Consider the following 21,891-nt stretch of genomic DNA (forward strand, 5'->3'; position numbering starts at 1 on the left):
GTTCCTTCCTGTCGGCTCCCCAGGCGTCCCGGCGCAGGCCGGGATCGAGTGGCGACGTCGTGCATGTAGGTGGGGCCACGGTTCTCACATGCGCTCCGGAGCCGAAACACCCAGCAGGGAAAGGCCGTTCGACAAGACCTGACGTGTCGCCCGGACCAGTTCGAGGCGCGCGGCGTGCAGCGGCGTCACCGGGTCGTCGCCCTTGGGCAGCACGCGCATATCGTCGTCGGACTGGAAGGGGTGGTACACGCCCGCCAGTTCGTCCAGGTAGCGCACGACACGGTGCGGTTCACGCATCTCGGCCGCCGTCGCCACCACCCGCGGGTACTCGCCGAGGGTCCGGATGAGATCACCCTCCCGTTCGGAGGTCATGAGGCCGAGATCCGGTGTCACCGAATCGAATCCGAACGCGGCCGAGTTCTCGATGATGCGGCAGGTGCGCGCGTGCGCGTACTGCACGTAGTAGACCGGGTTCTCGCTGCCCTGCGTCGTCCACAGGTCGAGGTCGATGTCGATGCCGGAGTTCACCGACGACCGCACCAGCGAGTACCGGGCGGCGTCGACGCCGATCGCGTCGACCAGGTCGTCCAGCGTGATCACGGTCCCGGCGCGCTTCGACATCCGGACGGCCACACCGTCTTTCACCAGATTCACCATCTGGCCGATGAGCACCTCGACGGTGTCGGGATCGTTGCCGGAGGTGGCGGCGATCGCCTTCAACCGGCCGATGTAACCGTGATGGTCGGCGCCGAGCATGTAGATGCACAGGTCGAAGCCGCGGTCGCGCTTGTTCTGGTAGTAGGCGATGTCACCGCCGACATAGGCCGCCTTGCCGTCGCTCTTGATGACGACGCGATCCTTGTCGTCGCCGTACTCGGAGCTGGCGATCCACCAGGCGCCGTCCTTCTCGTACAGGTCGCCGGAGGCCTTGAGGGCATCGACCGCCCGCTCCACCGCGCCCGACTCGAACAGCGAGCTCTCGTTGAAGTAGACGTCGAAGTCGGTGCCGAAGTCGTGCAACGTCTGCTTGATGTGCGCGAACATCAGGTCGACGCCCTGGCGCCGGAACAGTTCGTGCCGTTCGGCTTCCGGCAGTTCGGTCGCGCCGGGGTGCTCGGCGACGATCCGGGCGGCGATCTCGCCGATATAGGCGCCCGCGTACCCGTCATCGGGCGTCGGCGCGCCCGTGGCCGCGGCCACCAGCGAGTTGGCGAACCGGTCGATCTGCGCGCCGTGGTCGTTGAAGTAGTACTCGCGCGTGACGTCGCCGCCCTGCGCGGCCAGGATGCGGCCCAGGGCGTCGCCGACCGCGGCCCAGCGGGTGCCGCCGAGGTGGACCGGCCCGGTCGGGTTGGCGGACACGAACTCCAGGTTGATCTTCCGGCCCGCCAGCGTGGTAGCCGTGCCGTACGTCGCGCCCGCGGCCAGCACCTGTTCGACGATCGCGCCCTGTGCGGCGGCGGCCAGGCGGATGTTCAGAAAGCCCGGGCCCGCGACCTCCGCCGAGTCGATCCCCTCGGTCGCCGACAGCGCCTCGGCGAGCAGCCCGGCCAATTCCCGCGGGTTCAATCCCGCCTTCTTGGCCACCTGCATGGCCACGTTCGTGGCATAGTCACCGTGTTCCGGGTTGCGGGGACGCTCCACCTTGACCTCGTCGGGCAGGACCGCAGGGTCCGATCCACGTTCGACGAGCACCTTCGCCGCGGTAGCACGAAGGAGGTCCGCAAGGTCAGCTGGAGTCACGAGTCTCTATCCTATGGTCCGAGCAGGTGGGCGGCGTCAGCGGGCACCTGCCCGGCCCGGGCAGCGGGTGGCCTACGACCAGAGCCCGCCGATGGGCGGCCCGCACGACGCCTCGTGGGCGAACTGCACCGGCGTGGTCTACGCCAAGCCCATCCGCGCCGAGAACGCGGTGCACTCGCTCGAGCACGGCGCGGTGTGGATCGCCTACGACCCGGACCGGATCGACGGCGCCGCGGCCGACACGCTGAAGCGGAAGGTGCAGGGGCAGCCCGCCATGTTGATGTCGCCCTGTCCGGGCCTCGACGCGCCGATCGCCCTGCAGGCGTGGGGGCATCAGCTGAAGGTCTCGACACGGGGTTCTGCCAGGACATGTCCGTGCACCACGCCCAAGCGGTGCAGATGGCCGGGCTGGAGCTGTTCGGCGGCAGCGACGCCGACGTGCGGCGACTGGCCTACGACATCCTCACCACGCAGCAGAACCAGGCCGGTCGGATGCAGGGCTGGCTGCAGCTGTGGGACAAGCCGACGGTGAACCCGGACGGCTACATGGGCCGGATGACCGAGTCGACCGGCGGGCACGACCACGGCACGCGGCACGCGGGACCGACGCCGTCGATGCCGGGCATGGCGAGCGCACCGGAGGTGGAGCAGCTGCGCCGCTCCACCGGCCCCGCGCTCGACACACTGTTCGTCCAACTCATGCTGCGGCACCACCGGGGCGGCATCCCGATGACCGACTACGCCGCGACCCGCGCGGACACCGACGCGGTACGCTCGCTGGCCACCAGCATGGCCGCCACCCAACAGGGCGAGATACAGCTCATAACCCAAATGCTGGCCGCTCGCGGCGCCATCCCCCTCCCCCTCCGCTGACACCCCGCTCAGCCCACTTTTTGGCGCACGCGGCCGGATGCGATACGCTTTCCCGGCCCGATCGGACACGAAACCGAGAGGGTCCACCCCGCCCTCGTAGCTCAGGGGATAGAGCGTCTGCCTCCGGAGCAGAAGGCCGCAGGTTCGATTCCTGCCGAGGGCACACACTGAGAGAGCCCTGACCAGCGCAGCATCGGTCAGGGCTCCTTGCGTTTCAAGGCTCGAGCGCTTGCCCGGCGCATTCGGGGCAGAATGTCGGAGTCGCGGGAGTCCGTCGGCTCGTCCGCGAGCAATCCATCGATGAGGAGACTTCGATGCCCGCTGTGCGCCGCCGTGTGCTCGGCTCGGTAACCGCGATGCTGGCCCTGTCGCTCACCGCCGGGCCCGCGGAGGCGGCGCCCGCCTACGGAAAGTATGTCGCCCTGGGGGATTCGGCGGCAGCCGTGGGGACGCTGGACCGGCTGCGGCCGGGTAGCTCTCCGGGGTGCCTGCGGTCGCGGACAACTATCCCTCGGTGCTCGCCCGCACCCTGGGCGTCGCCGACTTCGTCGACGTCAGCTGTGCGGGTGCGCAGACCGCGCACATGGCCGCGCCGCAGCCGGTGCGGGTCGGGCCGCCCAATCCGGCCCAGTTCGAGGCACTCACCGCCGACACCGATCTGGTCACGATCACCATCGGAGCCAACGACGTCGGCGCCACGAATATCAACACCCTCACCGCGGAGCAGCTCGACACCGTACGCGGCAATGTCGGCGCGGTGCTCGACGGCATTCACGCGCGCGCACCTCGAGCCACCGTCGTCGTCACCACCTACCTGCGCTACCTGCCGCCCGGTGGCGGCTGCTACGGCCTCACCGATCACGGTGGCATACAACGGATCACCGACACCCTGCGCACGGTGGCGACGACGCACGCGGCCCGATTCGCCGACAACTTCGCCCTCACCGGGCACGACATGTGCCAGCCACCGGGCACCAACTGGGTCGAGGGCCCGTTCCCCTACACGCCCTCGGTTCCCTTGCACGCCAACACGACCGGACAGACGCACATCGCCACGGTGGTCGCCGCCGCACTGAACGGATAACCCCTGGGGGCGATGCACGCCGGGAACCGGTCATCGTCTCCGGGACGGATGACGCCGGGCCGCACGGGATCTCACGCCGGGCCGCCCGGTGCGAGCATGCGCTCGGCAAGACCGTCCACGGCGCGAACGGCGGCATCGGGGGGCGAAGCGGGTGGCCAGCTCGATGAGGGTGCCGGGGCCAGGAATCGCGCCGCCAGCCGAGAAAGCGACATCGGTATGAAGACGGCCACCTGCGGCAAGGGTCACGGAGCCGACCGGAATGCGCGGATCGGCGGGGTGCGCATTCCGGTCGAGCAGGCACTGCGCCACTCGGCGGCACGACCGGGTCCGCGCCTGCGACGCCTGCGCTCCTACCTGTTCGCGGAGCTGCGCCGCATCGGTCTGGCCGCTGTCTTGCTCGGATTCGCCCTCGTGGCAACGGTTTACGGGTCGGTGTACCTGACCGCGGGTCTCGCCGAGCTATCGGACCGCTGGATGCCGCACTGGACGTCGCCGCTGATCGCTCCTCGGCGATGCTGATGCCCGCCGGTATCGCGGCGCTCCTCGGCATGTGGCAACTGAGCCGCACGCGCCTGGCACGCACGGTGGCCGCGAAGGTCGGCACGCATCGGTAGCCGACCACGACCGCCCCCGCACCGGCTCGGACGCGGTGCGTCGTAGGCTCACCTCACCATGGATGCCTACTACCTACCCGACCCGGCGAATCCGAACCGCTTCGAATCCACGGAACTGACACGGGGGCCGTGGTCGCCCCACGCCCAGCACGCGGGCCCGCCGTCCGCGCTGCTCGCGCACGTCATCGAGCGGTGCGAGCCGCGGAACGGTTTCCGGATCGGCAGGCTGGCGGTGGAGATCCTGGGGCCGGTGCCGATCGCCGCGCTGACCGTCGACGCGAGCGTCGTGCGCTCCGGGCGCAGCGTCGAATTGATCGAAGCCACGCTGAGTTCCGAGCAAGGGCCGGTGATGAAGGCGACCGCCTGGCGGCTCCGGCAGGCGGAACCGGAACTGGACCTTCCCCAGGAGGTGTTGCCCACCGGCAACCACCCCGGACCGGAAACCGGCAGCGGCAATACGCGCTTCCCCTCCGAGCAGCCGGTCGGCTACCACACCAGCATCGACTTTCGCTTCGTCACAGGCAGTTTCACCGCGCCGGGGCCCGCGGTGTGCTGGTTTCGCCTGCGCCAGCCCGTCGTCGCCGGAACCACCCCCGGCCCGTGGGAGCGCACGCTCGCCGCGGCCGATGCGGCCAGCGGCGTGAGCGCCACATTGGACTGGGACCGTTACCTTTTCATCAACACCGACCTGACCGTCACCCTGCACCGCGAACCGGTCGGCGAATGGATCTGCCTCGACGCGATCACCTACCCCGACCGCGGTGGCATCGGGCTGGCGGAGTCGCGCATCTACGACGAGAAGGGCGCGGTCGGCCGCAGCGTCCAGACCCTGCTGCTCGCCGACCGGTAGATTCCCGAACTCGTCACTGGCCTACTCGGGCCTGGTCAAGCCCGGGACCACCAGTGATTCGTCAGTGGGTGGGAACTCCAAAGCCGGTGCGCCCGGACGGAATCCGGCCAATTGCAGCGCGAGGTGGCGGCGCCAGGCGTCCGGGGCGCGGTCGGCGGTGGCGTTGATCAGACCGCGCACCGACAGGACACAGAGGAAGAGGTCGGTGAAGGTCAGGTCTTCGCGGACCTGACCTGCCTCTCGAGCCTCGTACAACAGCGATCGGATCATCGCCCAGAATTGCGGCCTGCCGGGATCTTCATCCAAAGGATAAGTCTGCCAGAGCAATTCGCGGTCACGGTGATGCGACTGAATCTCGGCGCAGATGCTCCACAGGCAGGCCTCCAGCCCGAGCCCGGGTGGCTGCTCGGCCGCCGCGGCGGAGCCGTGGCTCGCGATATCGGCGAGGATCTCCTGCCGCAGTGTCAGCAGGAGATCCTTCTTCGTGGGGAAATGCCGATACAGGGTGCCCATGCCCAGCCCAGCCCGGCGCGCGATCTCCTCGACCCCGGCGTCGAGCCCCTGCTCCGCGTAGACCTCCCGGGCCGCCTCCAGCAGCAGCTGCCGATTGCGCAGGACGTCGCGGCGCACCGGGCGGCCACCGGGGCGCTCCGACGGTTCGGGTGGCGTCATCGTGGGCCGACTCCTTTCCTGCGGGATGGTGAGTCAACCTACGGCACCCGGGTCACCGCACGGGCAGCCGCATCGCCTCGTCGTAGCCGAGTTCCACGTCGTGGGTGATCTCGCTGCCGGACACCGCCACGCTGCTGGTCACCGAGGGGTACCCGCGTGCGACCACGACATACTCACCGGCGGGCAGATCGGGCACCAGGTAGCGCCCACCGTCGTCGGTGTGCGCGGTGGCGACCAGGGCGCCGGTCTCGTCCAGCACCGTCACCTGCGCGTTCGGCACCACGCGCCCCTCGGCCTGCACCGCTCCGGCCAGGGTCGCCATCGGATCCAGTTCCGCGTCGTAGCGCAGCGATCCACTCTCGGGCACGGTCAGGGTCGCAGCGTGCGGACGCTGGTGTTTGGCGACGACGACCACGGTGTGCGTGCCCGAGGGCACGCCGCGGCAGACATAGCCACCATCCTCGCCGGCGACCGCCGCCCCGACGACCTCCCCACGCGCGTCGGTCACAGTGACGGTCGCACCCGCCACCGGTGCCCCGCCTACCCGGCGCACCGAGCCCGACAGCTGACCGGAACTCGACAGCGTCAGGTCCACGTACCGCGGTCGCGATCCGGCACCGACATTGACCGCCACCGGCCGATGGCCGTGTGCCGACGCGATCAGCACATAGCCACCCGCAGCCGGTGCCTCGATGCGGTAACCACCGTCGGCGTCACCGGTCGCCCGCGAAACCTGATGTCCGCGTTGGTCGATCAGCGTGAGCGCCACGCCGGACACGGGCAGGCCGTTCTCGCGCCGGATGCAACCGGTGATCGACAGGACCCCGAGGTCCGACATAATGTCGTCATCGCCACCGGCACCCGGCACGGCGCGGTCATCGCCCCGCACGACAGTGGCAGCGTGGCCGGATGTCGTTGCGGCGCCCCATATCTCGGCCCCGGCCGGCGCCGCGCTCCCGGCTCGGCCGTTCGCCGGAGGCGCACCCACTCCCGCCGGGACCAGGGCGGGGCTTTCGACCTCCGTCGTAGCCTGCGGGTCGTGCGCCCGGACGGTCGGGACGATCACGGCCGCGGCCGCCGACAGGACGGCGATACCGCCCAGGAACCAGAAGACGTTCGAATACCCGGAGTCCGCGGGCAATCCGTGGTCGGTGTGCGTACCCGAAGTCAGGATGACAGAGGAGATCGCGCTGCCGATCGCGCCGCCGACCGTGCGGACGTTCGCGTTCATGCCGGTGGCCGCGCCGGTCTGGGCGGGCGGCACGGCCGCGACGATGATGGCGGGCATCGATGAGAACGCCATGCCGATCCCTACCCCGAGCAGGGCGCCCGCCACATACACCTGCCAGCTCTGGTTGTGCCCGAGCGCCAGCATCGCGAAGGCCGGGACCGTGAGAGCGGTGCCGATCAGCACGATGAACTTGGGACTGATCCGCGCGGACAGCGGCCCGATGGTGAGGCCGATGACGAACATGGCGACCGACAGCGGCAGCATGTACAGCCCGGACTGTGTGATGCTGGCGCTCAGGCCGTAGCCCGCGAGGTCTTTCGGTGTCTGCAGCAGTTGCGGCAGGAAGGTCATCATCGCGTACATGCCCGCGCCGGTCAGCACGGCCACCAGATTGGTGGTCCACACCGCCCGGACGCGCATCGTCCGCATATCGATCAGCGGTGTGCGCGATTTCACCTCGACCAGGATCCACGCGACGAGGCAGACCACCGCGAGAGCGAACAGGCCGAGCGTGATTCCCGAACCCCAGCCCCACGCGGGCCCCTTGCTCACCGCGAGCAGCAGTGCGACCAGCCAGGCCGACAGCAACAGCGCCGCGCCCCAATTGATCCGGCCCTCACTGCGCATCGGAGATTCGGGGACGAACACCACCGCGGCGACGGCGGCGATCGTCGTGATGATCATCGGCACCCAGAACAGCCAGTGATAGTCCAGGTGGTCGACGATCGGACCGGCCAGCACCAAGCCCACGCCGGAACCCACCGCGATCAGCGACGAGGCGATGCCCACCGCGCCGTGCAGCTTCCGCGCCGGGAACTCGTCGCGAATGATGCCGAACGCCAACGGGATCACGCCGCCACCCAGGCCCTGGATGACGCGCGCGACGATCATCACGCCCACCGAGTCGGTCAGCGCGGCGAGCAGCGAGCCGGCCGCCAGCGCGACCAGCGTGACGACGAGCATGCGCTCCTTACCGACCTTGTCGCCGATCCGCCCGAGGATCGGGGTGGCGACCGAGGCGGACAGCAGGTAGCCGGTCATCAACCAGGTCGCGGTGTTCTGGTCGGTGTGCAGCGCCGGTATCAGGATCGACAGGACCGGCACCACCATCGACTGCAGCAGTGCGTATGCGGATATTCCGAGCAGTAGCACCGCGAAGACGACGTTGTAGTGCGGGCGCGTTTTGACCAGTGCCATGGGTAACGGTTCCTAGCCACGAGATGAACCGGAGCAATCCTCCGGTTCAAGACCCTAACAGGAAACGGAGAAGCTTCTCCGGATCGCTACTGTGATCTCACCCTCGTCGCCGAACTCGCCAACCGTTGATGCCGCCCGATCTGCCAGCCGCTCGACGGCCGGACCGTGAACCACCACGGTGGGCCTCGAGGCACGGCGTACCAACCGGGCCTCGGCGCTCCTGTAGCCCAGAGCCGCGCCGCATCGACCACTGCCCGACATCTGCCGCTCGAGCCGCCACCGACCGAGGACGGCGTGCGCTGCGACGCGCTGGCCAATATCGCGCTGCTGCGGATTCCGCCGTCCATCGAGCGCGCGGACTGGCTGCGCCACTGGCGGGACACGCACACGGCCGTCGCCATCGAGACCCAGGCGACGTTCGGCTATGTGCAGAACACCGTCGTCGCCGCGATCACCCCGGGCCGCCGCGTCGACGCGGTGGTCGAGGAGTTGCTCCCCATGACCGCCATGACCGACCAGCACGCGTTCTGGGGCAGCGGTGGCGACGATGCGGAACTACGGCGCCGCGCGGGCCGAATGTTGGACAGCGTCAACGCCTTCGGGGCCGGCCAGGATCTCGACGTGATCCCGACCAGCCGTTATCACTACCGCCTCGGCGTCAGCCCGGTGCGCCGGTAGGGATTTCGAGCACGGCCTTGCCTGCGATCCGGCGGTCGACGAGCGCGCGGCGGGCCTCGAGCAACCGGTCCCACGTGCCGCGCCAGTCCACCTCGGCCGAAAGCCGCCCCGCCGCAGCGAAGTTCAGCAACGTAGCCAGGTCGGGCCCCACTTCGCGGACGTCACCGAAAGTACTCATCGTCTTGGCGGGGCCGACGAAGAACAGGGAGTAGGGCTCGAAGACGGCGGGATCGCCGGAGGCCCAGCCGATGTTCTGGACCGCACCCCCGGGCGCCAGCAGCTCCCAGGCGGCGGCCAGTTGCGCACCGCCCACATTGTCGAGAATCAGGTCGACCGGCCGATCGATACCGTCCAGGCCGACCACGACCTGCGCCGCACCCAGATCGGGCAGGCCCGCGCCCCGGGCGGCCGACCCCACCGACGCGATCACCTCCGCGCCGCCCAGCGCCGCCAGCTGTATCGCGTAGCGGCCGACACCGCCCGCGGCGCCCGTGATCAGCACCCGGCGGCCCAGGATGTCGCGGGACCGCAGCGTCCGCAGCGCGGTGACGCCCGCCATCGGAATCGCCGCGGCGTCACCGAGATCCACGCCGTCCGGCACGGGGGCCACCGCGGTGGTGTCCACCGCCATCCGCTCCGCCCAAGCGCCCGCACCGAACGCGGCGACCCGCGCTCCGGCCGCCGGTCCCGATCCGTCAGCGGCTGCCTGCACTACGACACCCGAGGCGTCGTAACCGTGAACGGTCCCCTCCGGTCTGCGCCCGGCGAACAGCACCTCGCCGCGATTGAGCGAAAAGTGCCGGACCTCGACCACGACCTGCCCGGGCGACGGTTCGGGCTCGGGCGCGGAGCCCAGCCGCAACGATCCCGGCGCATTCGGCTCGACTACGAGTGCACGCATGACAATGAGACCTCCTCGAACCTAAGCGGACCAATAGTCCGATTCAGCGAGAGTAGCATGATTCGGACCATCAGTCCGTTTCAGCGGAGGTGTGCATGACCGAGCAGCGCGAACGCGCCGACGCGGCCCGCAACCGGCGGTCGGTGCTGCGCGCCACCGAGCAGCTCTTGGCCGAGGGCGGCGGGGATCGGGTGTCACTGGACCGCGTCGCGGCGCTCGCCGGCGTCGGCAAGGGCACCGTGTTCCGGCGGTTCGGCAGCCGCGCCGGACTGCTACAGGCTCTGCTCGAGGAGCGGTCCCGGGAACTGCGAGAGGCGGTCACCTCGGGCCCGCCACCGCTGGGCCCGGGCGCCCCGGCCCGGGCGCGGCTACTGGCCTTTCTCGACGCCCTCGGCGCCATCGCGGAGGGCAATGCCGTCCTGCTGACGGCACACGAACAAGCCTGTGCCGCAGATAAATTCGATGACCCCAGCTACCAGTTCTGGCATCGGCACATACAGACCCTGTACACGGCGGAGCAGCCCGGGACCGATTCGGATTTCCTGGCCCACGCCCTGCTCGCCGCGTTCGACGGCGACCTGGTCCGCCACGTGACCACGCCGGAGGACCCGCGGCGGTTCACCAGGTCCATGCAGGATATGGCGGTGCGGCTGCTCGAGGCCTAGTCACCGGCACCGCGAGGCTCCTACCGCAAGCCCGCCTCGGTCGTCAGCCGGATCACCCGCTCGGCATCCAAGGTGCTCGGATCGATGCGCGGCGCCGCCAGGCTGTCCAGCGGCGGCAGCGCCGGGTTCGCGGGCACGCCGGCTCCGACCGGATATGCCCAAGAATCGCTCCGCTGCAGCACTTCCTGACCGATCCGACCGGTGACGAAGTGGACGAACCGCTGCGCGGCCGCGGACCTCTTGCTCGACTTCAGCACTCCCGCACCGGAAATCGACACGAAGGCGCCCGGATCCTGGTTCCGGAAGTAGTGCAGTGCGGTATTGCCGCTGTTCTCCCTGACCGCGGCCTGATCGCGATACCAGTCGTCGTGGGAGATGACGCCGCCGTCGACCTGACCGTTGTCGACCCGCTTCATCGCCGCGACGGCGATCCCCGATGGCACCGCGTTGTCCTTCAACCCCCGCAGCCACGCCGCGGTATCCTGCTCGCCCCGCAGCGCCAGCAGGCCGGCCACGAGCGCCTGGAAGTCCGCGCCCGAGGTCGCGATGGTCCAGCGTCCCTTCCACTGGGGTTGCTGCAGATCCAGCAGCGAGGCGGGCAGTCGGTCGGCGGGCAGCTCGGCGACGCTGTAGTCGAAAACCGTTGCGTGAGCGCCTGTTCCGATCCACCTCCCCGTCGACGAACGGTACTGTTCGGGCACCTGGGCCAGGGTGGGCGGCTCGAGATCGGCGAACAGACCGGACCTGTCGACCAGCGCCATGACCGGAGCGTTCCCGGTGAGTAGCACGTCGGCCGGGGACTCCGCGTCCTCGGCCACCACTTGGCGCGCCAGATCGATGTCGTCGCCGTTACGCAACGTGACCCTGATACCGGTCTCCCGCATGAAAGCGTCCACCCACTGCCTGGTCAGCGGCTCGTACTGAGCGTTGTAGACGAGGATCTCGTTGTCGTCGGCGGGCTCGCTCGAGCACGCGGTGGTCGCCGCCAACACTCCGAGCGCCGCGATCGCACCGGTGAGCAGTTTTCGACGGGCCGACATCATGACGGATCCTTCCGAACCACAATTCGCTGCTGTGAGGTCGGCCAACCGTACTCGGTGCGCAGTCGATCGTGGTGTGGCGCCCCGGAGGTTCGAGCCCGATTTGCCGTAATGTTCCGGCGAGACCGGCGGGTATATGACGGGAGCGCCATGACCTATCCACCCGGTGAGGAGCCGTACGAGCCACGGCCCCAGCCACAGCAATCTCACGGCTATTCGGAACAGCAGCCGCCGAGTTACTACCCGCCGGAGGGTTATCCATCGGACGAGGACGGCTGTGCGGCGCGGGTGCATGCCGCGCCACACCGCAAGCGTCACACCGCCGTGATCGTGGCCGCGGTGCTGCTGGCGATGATCGTGGCGGGCGGGGGTGCCGCGACGGCCGTGGTGCTGACCAGCCAGGGCATCGGCCCCCTCGCCTCGGACGAGAAAAAGATCGAGGTAGCGATCCGCGACTTCTACCGCACGCTGGATGCCGAAGGCGCCGATGCCGCGATGGCCAAGTCGTGCCGCCAGGACCGCGCCGAGTACGCGGAGCTGCCCGACGAGGAGCGCGCGGCGATCGGCGGCACCGCGTTCTCCGCGCACGTCGACACGATCGAGGACATCACGGTGACCGGCGACCGCGCCACCGCGCGGGTGCGCGGCACGCTGGACGTGTCGATGTCCGGCGACCAGCTCGATGGCGCCGATACCACCACCGAGCAGCTGCGCAAGGAAGACGGCGACTGGAAGGTGTGCACGGCGAAAGGCGGGTAGCGGCCCTGATACGGTCGCCGGGACAGGGTGTACCAACGGCGAGATCGCGGATGAGGGCTGGCGATGACGTGCTGCGGACCGAACCGGCGTCGCGCGCTGCGGGCCCTCGGCCTAGCCGCCGCGGTCCCGCTGCTACCGGCCCCCCGGCCGGGAACTGCTCGCGCACAGACGAATTCGATGATCGCCACCGATCTCGAGGTGGTCACGATCACCGACACGTCCGTCGTGCTGACCTGGACTACGCTGGCAGCCGATGCGGGTGGTGCCCCGGCCCCTGTGACAGCGGGCACGGAGGTCCGGCTCGCGCCGGCGGATTCGCGGGCGCCCGCGACCGCGCACTTCCCCGCCGGTTCGGAACGCACACCCTTTCACTACGCGGAGATCGACGGCCTGGAGCCGGGCCGCACCTATCGGTTCGAGGCCTGGTCGGACGGCGTGCGCGCCGTGCCCGCGCCGAACGTCGTGACCCGGATGCCCACCAGCGCCGAAAGTACCGGGGAATTCACGACTCTGGTGCCGCCGCCCGGTCGTCCGCTGCGCACCGTCGCGCTCTGCAACGACGTGCATTTCGGCGAGGAGGTGAGCGGTTTGATCGCGGCCGACCTGCCGCCGGGGGCACGGCAGGAGCCCGGGCTGGCGCCGTATCCGGAGGTGATGCTGGCCGCGCTGCTCGACGATCTGCGCCGCCCCGACCGCGGTGCCGACCAGCTGATCCTGGCCGGTGACCTGACCTCGGAGGCGACGGCCGACCAAACCCGCGGTGTCCGAACCTATTTGGACAAGTGGGGTGTTTCGGGCCGTGACTGGTTCGCCGCCCGCGGCAATCACGACCGGCCGCACACCGGCGCCGAGTACGCCGGGTGCCCGGCGGTGGCCGACGCCGACCACCACGACTGCTGGGGCGAAACCTTCACCGCCCGAGGCGATGTGATCGACCATCGGGTGGGCGGCCTGCGCCTGCTGGGCCTGGACACCACCGAGCTGGACGCCGCGGGCGGCAGGATCGACCCCGTCCAGTTCGACCGAGTGCGCGAGCTGCTGCGCTCGGATCCGGACCGCCCGACGCTGGTATTCGGCCACCATCCCGTTACCCAGGATGCGGCCGTATCCAATATCGCCGGACCGAGTTTCGTGCTGAACCGCCCCGACGCCACCCGGCTGCAGACGCTGTACCAGTCGGCTCCCGGCGTCTTCCTGCACCACAGCGGCCACACCCACCGCAACCGCCGCAGCCCCGCCGACCTCCCGCTGCACGTGGAGTTCCTGGAGGTCGCCGCGATCAAGGAATACCCCGGCGGCTACACCCTGATCCGCCTCTACGAGGGCGGATACATGGCCACCTTCTACAAGACCCGTACGGAGCCGTCCCGCCGCTGGAGCACCCGCACCCGCTCCGAATACCTGGGTCTACTCCCCGAATACACCCTGGGAACAACGTCCGACCGCAACCACGTTGTCCTACGCGACTTCTCGGGCCTGTCATAGCGAATTCCGCCCCGACCCACTCCAGACAATGCGACGCAGGAGCGGGCCGAGATCCCGTCGTCGCGGCCCTAGGGGCCGCGACGACGGGAAATTAGGGGGTGGAGCGTCTGTGTCGACGGGAAAATCAGGGGGCAGAGCGTCTGTGTCGACGAGAAATCAGGAGGCTGAGCGTCTGTGTCGACGAGAAATCAGGGGGCAGAGCGTCTGTGTCGACGAGAAATCAGGAGGCTGAGCGTCTGTGTCGACGAGAAATCAGGAGGCTGAGCGTCTGTGTCGACGAGAAATCAGGAGGCTGAGCGTCTGTGTCGACGAGAAATCAGGAGGCAGAACGTCTCTGACGACGGGAAATCAGGGGGCAGAGCGTCTCTGTTCCCTCGCAGGTCTACACGCTCCCAACCCCGGCCGCGAAGCGAGAGCCTCAGGACTACACCTGGGAGGTTTTCGGCGCGTCTCGAGTTTCGAGGGCCGCTGCGCATGCGACGAAGGAGCGAGCAGCGGCCCTCGAAACTCGAGACTCCGGGCGCCGAAAACCCGCCGGAGCGAAGCGGAGGCCAAAGACACAGAGCGAGTGGCGGGAATCGAACCCGCGTACACGGTTTTGCAGACCGCCCCCTAACCACTCAGGCACACTCGCATCGTGACCGATATTCGCGGCTGGCTCGCCGTATGCCCACTGTTGGCCTCACCGTGATCCGAACGATCGTCCGGGACAGCACCTAAACTCACGAGTATGGCTGTACCCCGCCCGCTCCCCCTGGACCCCATCGAGGAGGCCCACCGCCAGTGGACCACCCACGGCTGGGGTGAGGTCGCGGACGGGATGGCCGCCGTGACCTCGCTGGTGCGCGCGCAGCAGATCGTGATGGCGCGGGTCGACGAGGCGCTGCGGCCCTCGGGACTGACGTTCTCCCGGTACGAACTGCTGATGCTGCTGAGTTTCAGCAAGACGGGGGCGCTGCCGATGGCGATGGCCAGCGCGCGGCTGCAGGTGCATCCGACCAGCGTCACCAATACGGTCGACCGATTGGAAGCGGCCCATCTCGTCAAGCGCGTACCGCATCCCAGCGATCGCCGAGCAACCTTGATCGAGATCACCGACGCCGGTCGCGAACTGGTGGCGGAGGCTACGCGGGAACTGAACGAACGGGTCTTCGCGCTCCCGGGTCTGCCACCGGACCGGCTGCAGCAGCTGCTGCAATTGCTCGCGGAGTTCCGGCGGTCGGCGGGCGACTTCGACACGGGCGACACGCCGACCCGCTGGGCATGATGCGATAACCGTTCAGCATCCTGCCAGCGACATTCCGGCCCCCGTCTTCACATCAGCGCGCAAAAGGTCCACCATGGAGGCCATGGTGCTGGTCTTGGGGGTGTCGGCGGGCGCTGGAGGCGCACGCGCGATGCTCACTCATTCCGATCAGCCGCATCTGCCGCCCATCGACCGCTGCACGGTGCCGCGCCGGGCGGGCGGCGGCGTCGAGGAGCCGGTGTTCCAGGCGATCGCCCTGATGCGCGAGTCGGCGGCCCGCCGCGACGAGTTCATCACCGGCATCGCGGTGACCTCACGCAGCACCGTGCATGCCGACGCGATCCGCGCCACGGCCGGGCGCAGCCGCCTCACCATCGTCGACGAGCCGGTGGCACAGCTGCGCTACCTGAGATTCAGCGGGCAGTTGCCGGACGAGGGCGCCGTGGTCCTCTACGACCTGGGCGCCTCGGGCCTTACCGTCACCGGCGCCGACTGTCGCACCGACGCGATTCTAGCGGCCCGGCGCAGCACGGTGCTCGGCGGCGACAGCCACGACGCGTTGTTGCGCTGGCGGCTGGCGCACGGCGGCGTGATGATCGACAAGCCGACCAGCCGCGCGTACAAGGAGGCGCTGACCACCACCCCGGTGCTGACCACGACCGACCCATTGACGGGTACCCGAATGGTGTTCACCCGCAGCGATTTCAGCGAACTCGTGGCGGCGGGAGTCCACCATTCGGTCTCGTTCGTGCGGCAGCAGATGGAGGAGACGGGCGTTCGGGCGCAGGCGCTGGCGCTGCTGGGCGGCTGCACCCGTAATCCGGGCATCCGCGAATCGCTGGAGCAACTGCTGGGCCTGCCGGTGATCTACGACCCTGAGCCCGAATATGTTTCGGCCCGCGGTGCCGTCCTGATGGCCACTCAGATGCCCTCGGCCCGGCGCGTGCGCGGCGTCCGCTTGACCGCCCGGACACTGCGCCCGGACGGCTCGATCCCGGTCTCCCGCCGCAAGGTCGTCGCGGCCCTGGCGGTCACGGCGACACTCGGCGCAACCGTCGCAGGCCTGCTCGCCGCCGACCGCCAAACCCCACAGCCCACCACCCACGGCGTCGCCCCGTCCCCGGTAGAAGTAGCGGTCACCCCCGCAAAACCGGCCCAGCCCAGGTAATCTCACGCCCTCCGACTTCCGGCGCCCCCACGCCTCCCACTATTTTCCAGCACGCCCCGCGCCGCCCAACATTGCCAGCACGCCCCACGCACCCCAATATTTCCAGCACGCCCGCGCCCGCGATATTTCCAGCACGCCCCGCGCCCCTTATTACTTTCCGGCGTGCTTTTGGCCGGAATCAGTGATTGGTGAAGTTGGCGGCGCGCTTTTCTATGAAGGCGTTCATGCCCTCGGTTTGGTCGTCGGTGGCGAAGAGGGAGTGGAAGACTCGGCGTTCGAAGCGGAGTCCCTCGGTGAGAGTGGATTCGTAGGAGCGGTTGACCGCCTCCTTGGCGATCATCACCGAGGGCAGCGACATGGATGCGATGGTTTCGGCCACCTCGAGGGCGGTCGAGACCAGGTCGGCGGCGGGGACGATCCGGGCTACCAGGCCCGCGCGCTCGGCCTCCTCGGCATCCATACTGCGGCCGGTCAGAATCAGGTCCATCGCCTTGGCTTTGCCGACGGCGCGGGTGAGCCGCTGCGAACCGCCCATTCCCGGAATGACACCCAGCTTGATCTCGGGTTGACCGAATTTGGCGGTATCCGCGGCGATCAGGATGTCGCACATCATCGCCAGCTCGCAGCCGCCGCCGAGAGCATAACCGGAGACCGCGGCGATGATCGGCTTACGGAAGGCGGTGAGGCGATCCCACCCGGCGAAGTGGTCGGCCAGGAACATGTCCATGTAGGACTTGCTCTGCATTTCCTTGATGTCGGCCCCGGCCGCGAACGCCTTCTCCGACCCGGTGAGCACGACGGCGCCGATGTTCTCGTCGGCCTCGAGCTCGTCGAGGGCGGCGGTGATATCGGTGAGCACCTGTGAGTTCAGCGCGTTGAGGGCCTTGGGCCGGTTCAGCGTGAGGAGTGCCACGCGGCCCTTGCGCTCCAGCAAAATGGTCTCGAAGTCGGTCACAGGGTTTCCTCTCCGGATCGCTTGCGAATATCGGTCACGATAGCGGAGAAGTCCTTGTCCGCCTCGGCCTGGTTGAACCGGCTGTACAGCTCGGCGGCCAGCATGCCGATCCGCCCGTCGACGCCGTTGTCGCGCAACGCATTCGCGGCCAGGCCCAGATCCTTGGTCATCAGCGCGGTGGCGAATCCGGGCCGGTAGTCGTTGTTGGCCGGGCTGGTCGACACGGGCCCGGGGACCGGGCAGTAGGAGGTCAGTGCCCAGCACTGCCCCGAGGCCGTCGAGACGACATCGAAGAACTTCTCGTGGGTCAGGCCCAGCTTCTCGCCGAGCACGATGGCCTCGGACAGGCCGATCATGGAGATGCCCAGCATCATGTTGTTGCAGACCTTGGCGGCCTGGCCGACGCCCGCACCGCCGCAGTGCACGACCTTGCCGCCCATCACCTCGAGCAGCGGCAGGGCCGCGGCGAAGTCCTCGACCTCCCCGCCGACCATGAAGGTGAGCGTGCCCGCCGCCGCGCCCGCGACGCCGCCGGAGACCGGGGCATCCAGGGCCCGATGTCCCGCTGCCACAGCCAGTTCCGCGGCCCGCTTGGCATCGCCGACGTCGATGGTGGAGCAGTCGACGAACAGCGTGCCGGGCTTGGCGGCGGCCAGCAGGTCCGGATAGGCGTCGAGCACGATGCGGCCGTTGGGCAGCATGGTGATGACGATCTCGGCCTCGGTGGCGGCCGCGACACCGGTGTCGACGACGGTGGCGCCGTCGGCGCGAGCCTGCTCCTGCGCGGCGGGGACCGGATCGAAGGCCAGGACCTCGTACCCGGCCTTCACCAGGTTCGCGGCCATCGGCCCGCCCATGTGGCCGAGGCCGAGGAATGCGACCTTGATGCTCATCGGTTTCCTTCCGGGGCAACGAGGTTCAGTTCGTCGTCACCCAGCTCGGCGAAGTAGGCATCGACCTGTCCGGCCGATACGTCGGCGAGGGCGGCGGGTTGCCATTGCGGGTTGCGGTCCTTGTCCACCACCTGCGCGCGAATGCCCTCCACCAAGTCGTGGCTGGACAGCGAGGCCACCGAGACCCGGTACTCCTCGTTCAGCGCCTCCTCTAGATTCGCGACGGCTCCGGCGTTGCGCAGCGAGCGCAACGTAACCTTCAGCGCCACGGGAGATTTCGACAGCACCTCCGCGGCCGCCTTATTCGCCTCGGGCTCCGGGCGCGCCCGCAGCCGTGCGACGATCTCCTCGACGGTATCGGCGCTGTAGCAGGCGTCGATCCACTCCTGTTGTGCGACAAGCTCGGAGGCCGGGGCCTGTTGAGCGAACTTGGCGATCGCGACATCCGGTTCCGCGGTGCGCAGCGCCTCCAGCAAGGCCGGAATCTGATCGGAGGGCACGAAGTAGTCGGCGAATCCGGCGGCGATGGCATCGCCCGCGCTCATGCGCGCGGTGGTGAGCGCGACATGCGCGCCTATCTCGCCCGGCGTGCGCGAAAGCAGGTAGGTGCCACCGACATCCGGGATGAAGCCGATGCCGGTCTCCGGCATGCCGACCTTGGACCGCTCGGTGACGATGCGGTGACTGCCGTGCCCGGACAGCCCGACGCCCCCGCCCATCACGATGCCGTCCATCACCACCACGTAAGGCTTCGGGTAGCGGCTGATGTAGGCGTTGAGAATGTACTCGTCACGCCAGAACCGCCCGGTGGCGGAGTCCGCCGCGCGATGTGAGCCCGACTCCTCCTGCGCCGCATTGTCTTTCGCATCGTTGTAGATGGCGACGATGTCGCCGCCCGCGCACAGGCCGCGCTCGCCCGCGCCGGTCACGACCACCGCGCGCACCTCGTCGTCGTCGGCCCATTCTCGCAGGGCGGTCAGGATCGCCAGCGCCATCGGATGATTCAGCGCATTGATCGCCTTGGGCCGGTTCAGCGTGATCAGGCCGAGCCCATCGCGCTTGTCGATCAAAACCTCGTCGCTCATGCTGCTCCTACCACTGAGCGGGCCACAACCACCCGCATGATTTCGTTGGTCCCCTCGAGGATCTGGTGCACCCGCAGATCCCGGACGATCTTCTCCAGGCCGTATTCGGCCAGATAGCCGTAGCCGCCGTGCAATTGCAGCGCCTTGTTGGCGACCTCGAATCCGGCGTCGGTGGTGAAGCGCTTGGCCATCGCGCACAGCTCCACCTTGTCCTCGGCATCGGCGTCCAGCGCTGCCGCGGCCCGCCACAGCAGCGTCCGGGCGGCCTCCACCGATGTCCGCATATCCGCCAGGTCGAACTGCAGGGCCGGATTGTCCAGCAGCCGCGCGCCGAAGGCCCTGCGCTGCGCCAGATATGCCACCGACTTGTCCAGCGCGGACTGCGCGCCGCCCAGCGAACAGGCCGCGATATTGAGCCGACCGCCGTTGAGCCCGTTCATGGCGATGCGGAAGCCGTTGCCCTCGGCGCCGAGCAGGTTCGCCGCGGGCACCCGGACGTCATCGAGGATCACCTGCCGCGTGGGCTGGGCGTTCCAGCCCATCTTCTTCTCGTTGGCGCCGAAGGAGATTCCCGGAGCGTCCGCCGGGACGATGAAGGCGGAGATCCCCCGCGCCCTGTCGGCGCCGCTGCGCGCCATCACCACATAGACGTCGGTGCTGCCCGCGCCGGAGATGAATTGCTTGACGCCCGTGAGCAAGTAGTCGTCGCCGTCGCGAACGGCCTTGGTGCTCAAGGCCGCCGCGTCGGAGCCGACACCCGGTTCGGTCAGGGCGTAGCTGCCGAGCAGATCCATCGACGTCAACCCCGGCAGCCACCGATGACGCTGGGCCTCGGTGCCGTAGCTGTCGATCATCCACGCCACCATGTTGTGGATGGAGATGTACGCGGCGATGGCCGGACATCCGGTGGCCAGCTGTTCGAAGATGCGCACCGCATCCAACCGGCGCAGTCCGGACCCGCCCACGTCATCCCCGACGTAGATGCCGCCCATGCCCAGCGATCCGGCCTTGCGGACCACATCGACCGGAAAGTGCTTGTGCTCATCCCATTCCAGCGCGTTGGGGGCGAGCAGTTCGTCGGCGAAACCGCGGGCGGTCTCCGTGATCGCCTTCTCGTCATCGTCGAGTGCAAACACGGTCAGTCCATCGTCGGGATGACGAAAGCGTTGGATTTCCCGAGCCCTTTGGGCCAGCGCTGCGTCACCGTCTTGGTCTTGGTGTAGAAGCGGATGGAGTCCGGACCGTGCTGGTTGAGATCGCCGAAGCCGGAACGCTTCCAGCCGCCGAACGTGTGGTACGCGATCGGCACCGGAATCGGCACATTGATGCCGACCATGCCTACCTCGACGCGCGCCGCGAAGTCGCGGGCGGTATCGCCGTCCCGTGTGAAAATCGCTACGCCATTACCGAATTCGTGCTCGTTCGGCAGGCGCAGCGCCTCCTCGTAGTCCTTCGCGCGCACGATGGACAGCACCGGCCCGAAGATCTCCTCGCGATAGATCCGCATATCCGCGGTGACGTTGTCGAACAGCGTTGCCCCGGCGAAGAATCCGTCCTCCGCACCCTCGACGGTGACGCCCCGGCCGTCGATCACCAGTTCCGCGCCCTCATCGACGCCGACCTGGACGTAGCTGTTCACCCGGTCCACACCGTCGCGCCCGACCAGCGGGCCGAAATCGGCGCCCGGGTCGTCGGAACGACCGACATTGAGCTTGTTCACGCGCTCGACCAGCTTGGCCCGCAGTCGATCCGCGGTCTCCTCACCGACCGGGACGGCAACCGAGATGGCCATGCAGCGCTCACCGGCCGAACCGTATCCGGCGCCGATCAGCTGGTCGGCCACGTCGTCGAGATCGGCATCGGGCATGACGATCGCGTGGTTCTTGGCGCCGCCGAAGCACTGGGCGCGTTTGCCGTGCGCGGTCGCGGTCTCGTATATGTACTGCGCGATCGGCGTCGAGCCGACGAAGCCGACGGCCTTGATCCGCGGATCGGTCAGCAGCGCGTCCACGGCCACCTTGTCGCCGTTGACCACATTGAACACGCCCGCGGGCAGACCGGCCTCCAGGAACAGTTCCGCCAGCCGCAGCGGCACCGAGGGGTCGCGCTCGGAAGGCTTGAGCACGAACGCGTTTCCGCACGCCAGCGCCGGACCGGCCTTCCACAGCGGGATCATGGCCGGGAAGTTGAACGGGGTGATCCCCGCGACCACGCCGAGCGGCTGCCGCATCGAGTACACGTCGATGCCCGTGCCCGCGCTTTCTGTGTACTCGCCCTTGAGCAGATGCGGTATGCCGGTGGCGAATTCGACGACCTCGAGACCGCGCTGAATATCGCCCTTGGCGTCGGCGACGGTCTTGCCGTGCTCCGAGGACAGCAGCGCCGCAAGGGAATCCATTTCGTCCTGGACCAGGGTCAGGAACTTCATCAGGACCCGTGCCCGGCGCTGCGGGTTGAACGCCGCCCATTCCCGCTGCGCCTCGGCCGCATTCGCGACGACCGCCTCGACCTCGGCGGCGCTCGCCAGCGGCACCCGCGCCTGCACCTGCCCGGCGCTCGGGTCATAGACGTCGCCGAAGTTGCCGGAGGCGCCCGACACGTGCCGCCCGCCGATGAAGTGGGTGAGTTCCCGAACCATGCCAGTCCTGTTCTCGATGCCGTCGATGACCTGCCGCCGCACGCCGCCGAACCGGGACGTTGATACGAGGTCATCCTATAGTTGGGCGTCCAAGTATTGGTAGGCAGCCACGCC

At 68.8% G+C, this 21,891-nt stretch carries 20 protein-coding genes, 2 tRNA genes and 1 pseudogene; 12 read left to right on the top strand and 11 right to left on the bottom strand.

Going from position 1 to position 21,891, the window contains the following annotated elements:
• Positions 1–84 precede the first annotated feature (84 nt).
• Positions 85–1,743, bottom strand: coding sequence for an arginine--tRNA ligase (gene argS, locus ACYVLQ_RS12505; protein ID WP_460697598.1), 1,659 nt, complete (start codon positions 1,741–1,743; stop codon positions 85–87).
• A gap of 55 nt (positions 1,744–1,798) precedes the next feature.
• Between argS and ACYVLQ_RS12510 the strand changes: the two are divergent.
• The 6 genes and pseudogenes from ACYVLQ_RS12510 to ACYVLQ_RS12535 all read left to right on the top strand — a co-directional run.
• A pseudogene (locus tag ACYVLQ_RS12510) lies at positions 1,799–2,090 on the top strand (DUF3105 domain-containing protein); the annotation flags it as partial.
• A 22-nt stretch (positions 2,091–2,112) separates the two neighbouring features.
• Complete coding sequence (locus tag ACYVLQ_RS12515; RefSeq protein ID WP_460697668.1) at positions 2,113–2,616, top strand: DUF305 domain-containing protein; 504 nt, start codon at positions 2,113–2,115, stop codon at positions 2,614–2,616.
• 90 nt (positions 2,617–2,706) lie between these two features.
• Positions 2,707–2,779 (top strand) — tRNA-Arg (locus tag ACYVLQ_RS12520).
• A gap of 321 nt (positions 2,780–3,100) precedes the next feature.
• Entirely contained in the window at positions 3,101–3,700 is a 600-nt protein-coding gene (locus tag ACYVLQ_RS12525; RefSeq protein ID WP_460697599.1) for an SGNH/GDSL hydrolase family protein, read from the top strand.
• Positions 3,701–3,916: 216 nt separating this feature from the next.
• Entirely contained in the window at positions 3,917–4,219 is a 303-nt protein-coding gene (locus ACYVLQ_RS12530; RefSeq protein ID WP_460697600.1) for a phage holin family protein, read from the top strand.
• Between the two features lie 153 nt (positions 4,220–4,372).
• Positions 4,373–5,164 (top strand): thioesterase family protein, encoded by a 792-nt coding sequence (locus ACYVLQ_RS12535; protein ID WP_460697601.1) that lies wholly within the window; start codon positions 4,373–4,375, stop codon positions 5,162–5,164.
• A gap of 21 nt (positions 5,165–5,185) precedes the next feature.
• Here ACYVLQ_RS12535 and ACYVLQ_RS12540 read toward each other — a convergent pair whose 3' ends face one another.
• Positions 5,186–5,836, bottom strand: a complete 651-nt coding sequence (locus ACYVLQ_RS12540; RefSeq protein WP_460697602.1) for a TetR/AcrR family transcriptional regulator — start codon at positions 5,834–5,836, stop codon at positions 5,186–5,188.
• Between the two features lie 52 nt (positions 5,837–5,888).
• Complete coding sequence (locus ACYVLQ_RS12545; RefSeq protein WP_460697603.1) at positions 5,889–8,264, bottom strand: MFS transporter; 2,376 nt, start codon at positions 8,262–8,264, stop codon at positions 5,889–5,891.
• Positions 8,265–8,429: 165 nt separating this feature from the next.
• Between ACYVLQ_RS12545 and ACYVLQ_RS12550 the strand changes: the two genes are divergently transcribed.
• Positions 8,430–8,942 carry a hypothetical protein gene (locus tag ACYVLQ_RS12550; RefSeq protein ID WP_460697604.1) on the top strand — a complete coding sequence of 171 codons (513 nt, stop codon included), beginning with the start codon at positions 8,430–8,432 and terminating at the stop codon, positions 8,940–8,942.
• Here ACYVLQ_RS12550 and ACYVLQ_RS12555 read toward each other — a convergent pair.
• Entirely contained in the window at positions 8,923–9,843 is a 921-nt protein-coding gene (locus ACYVLQ_RS12555) for a zinc-binding dehydrogenase (RefSeq protein ID WP_460697605.1), read from the bottom strand. The genes ACYVLQ_RS12550 and ACYVLQ_RS12555 overlap by 20 nt on opposite strands.
• A gap of 95 nt (positions 9,844–9,938) precedes the next feature.
• Here ACYVLQ_RS12555 and ACYVLQ_RS12560 point away from each other — a divergent pair, with 95 nt between their 5' ends.
• Positions 9,939–10,508: a TetR/AcrR family transcriptional regulator gene (locus tag ACYVLQ_RS12560; RefSeq protein WP_460697606.1), complete on the top strand. Its 570-nt coding sequence runs from the start codon at positions 9,939–9,941 to the stop codon at positions 10,506–10,508.
• 20 nt (positions 10,509–10,528) lie between these two features.
• On the opposite strand, the gene ACYVLQ_RS12565 is transcribed toward ACYVLQ_RS12560, so the two are convergent.
• Positions 10,529–11,548, bottom strand: coding sequence for an extracellular solute-binding protein (locus ACYVLQ_RS12565; RefSeq protein WP_460697669.1), 1,020 nt, complete (start codon positions 11,546–11,548; stop codon positions 10,529–10,531).
• A gap of 150 nt (positions 11,549–11,698) precedes the next feature.
• Here ACYVLQ_RS12565 and ACYVLQ_RS12570 point away from each other — a divergent pair, with 150 nt between their 5' ends.
• Both ACYVLQ_RS12570 and ACYVLQ_RS12575 read left to right on the top strand, forming a co-directional pair.
• Complete coding sequence (locus ACYVLQ_RS12570; protein WP_460697607.1) at positions 11,699–12,307, top strand: nuclear transport factor 2 family protein; 609 nt, start codon at positions 11,699–11,701, stop codon at positions 12,305–12,307.
• A gap of 177 nt (positions 12,308–12,484) precedes the next feature.
• The gene (locus ACYVLQ_RS12575; RefSeq protein ID WP_460697608.1) at positions 12,485–13,792 is read left to right on the top strand and encodes a metallophosphoesterase; all 1,308 of its coding nucleotides are present in this window, start codon (positions 12,485–12,487) and stop codon (positions 13,790–13,792) included.
• Positions 13,793–14,355: 563 nt separating this feature from the next.
• Here ACYVLQ_RS12575 and ACYVLQ_RS12580 read toward each other — a convergent pair.
• Positions 14,356–14,426: transfer RNA gene (locus ACYVLQ_RS12580), tRNA-Cys, on the bottom strand.
• A gap of 96 nt (positions 14,427–14,522) precedes the next feature.
• Between ACYVLQ_RS12580 and ACYVLQ_RS12585 the strand changes: the two genes are divergently transcribed.
• Positions 14,523–15,059, top strand: coding sequence for a MarR family winged helix-turn-helix transcriptional regulator (locus tag ACYVLQ_RS12585; RefSeq protein ID WP_460697609.1), 537 nt, complete (start codon positions 14,523–14,525; stop codon positions 15,057–15,059).
• An 82-nt stretch (positions 15,060–15,141) separates the two neighbouring features.
• The gene (locus ACYVLQ_RS12590; protein ID WP_460697610.1) at positions 15,142–16,206 is read left to right on the top strand and encodes an Hsp70 family protein; all 1,065 of its coding nucleotides are present in this window, start codon (positions 15,142–15,144) and stop codon (positions 16,204–16,206) included.
• Positions 16,207–16,384: 178 nt separating this feature from the next.
• On the opposite strand, the gene ACYVLQ_RS12595 is transcribed toward ACYVLQ_RS12590, so the two are convergent.
• Genes ACYVLQ_RS12595 through ACYVLQ_RS12615 form a run of 5 tightly spaced genes read right to left on the bottom strand, consistent with a single transcriptional unit; the run spans position 16,385 to position 21,777 of the window.
• The gene (locus tag ACYVLQ_RS12595; protein WP_460697611.1) at positions 16,385–17,161 is read right to left on the bottom strand and encodes an enoyl-CoA hydratase; all 777 of its coding nucleotides are present in this window, start codon (positions 17,159–17,161) and stop codon (positions 16,385–16,387) included.
• Complete coding sequence (mmsB, locus tag ACYVLQ_RS12600) at positions 17,158–18,054, bottom strand: 3-hydroxyisobutyrate dehydrogenase (RefSeq protein WP_460697612.1); 897 nt, start codon at positions 18,052–18,054, stop codon at positions 17,158–17,160. The genes ACYVLQ_RS12595 and mmsB overlap by 4 nt, the downstream gene beginning before the upstream one ends.
• Positions 18,051–19,139: an enoyl-CoA hydratase/isomerase family protein gene (locus ACYVLQ_RS12605; RefSeq protein WP_460697613.1), complete on the bottom strand. Its 1,089-nt coding sequence runs from the start codon at positions 19,137–19,139 to the stop codon at positions 18,051–18,053. The genes mmsB and ACYVLQ_RS12605 overlap by 4 nt, the downstream gene beginning before the upstream one ends.
• Positions 19,136–20,275 (bottom strand): acyl-CoA dehydrogenase family protein, encoded by a 1,140-nt coding sequence (locus tag ACYVLQ_RS12610; protein WP_460697614.1) that lies wholly within the window; start codon positions 20,273–20,275, stop codon positions 19,136–19,138. The genes ACYVLQ_RS12605 and ACYVLQ_RS12610 overlap by 4 nt, the downstream gene beginning before the upstream one ends.
• 2 nt (positions 20,276–20,277) lie before the next feature.
• On the bottom strand, positions 20,278–21,777 hold the full coding sequence (locus tag ACYVLQ_RS12615) for a CoA-acylating methylmalonate-semialdehyde dehydrogenase (protein ID WP_460697670.1): 1,500 nt from the start codon (positions 21,775–21,777) through the stop codon (positions 20,278–20,280).
• Between the last annotated feature and the right edge of the window lie 114 nt (positions 21,778–21,891).

This window comes from Nocardia thraciensis (assembly GCF_054782435.1).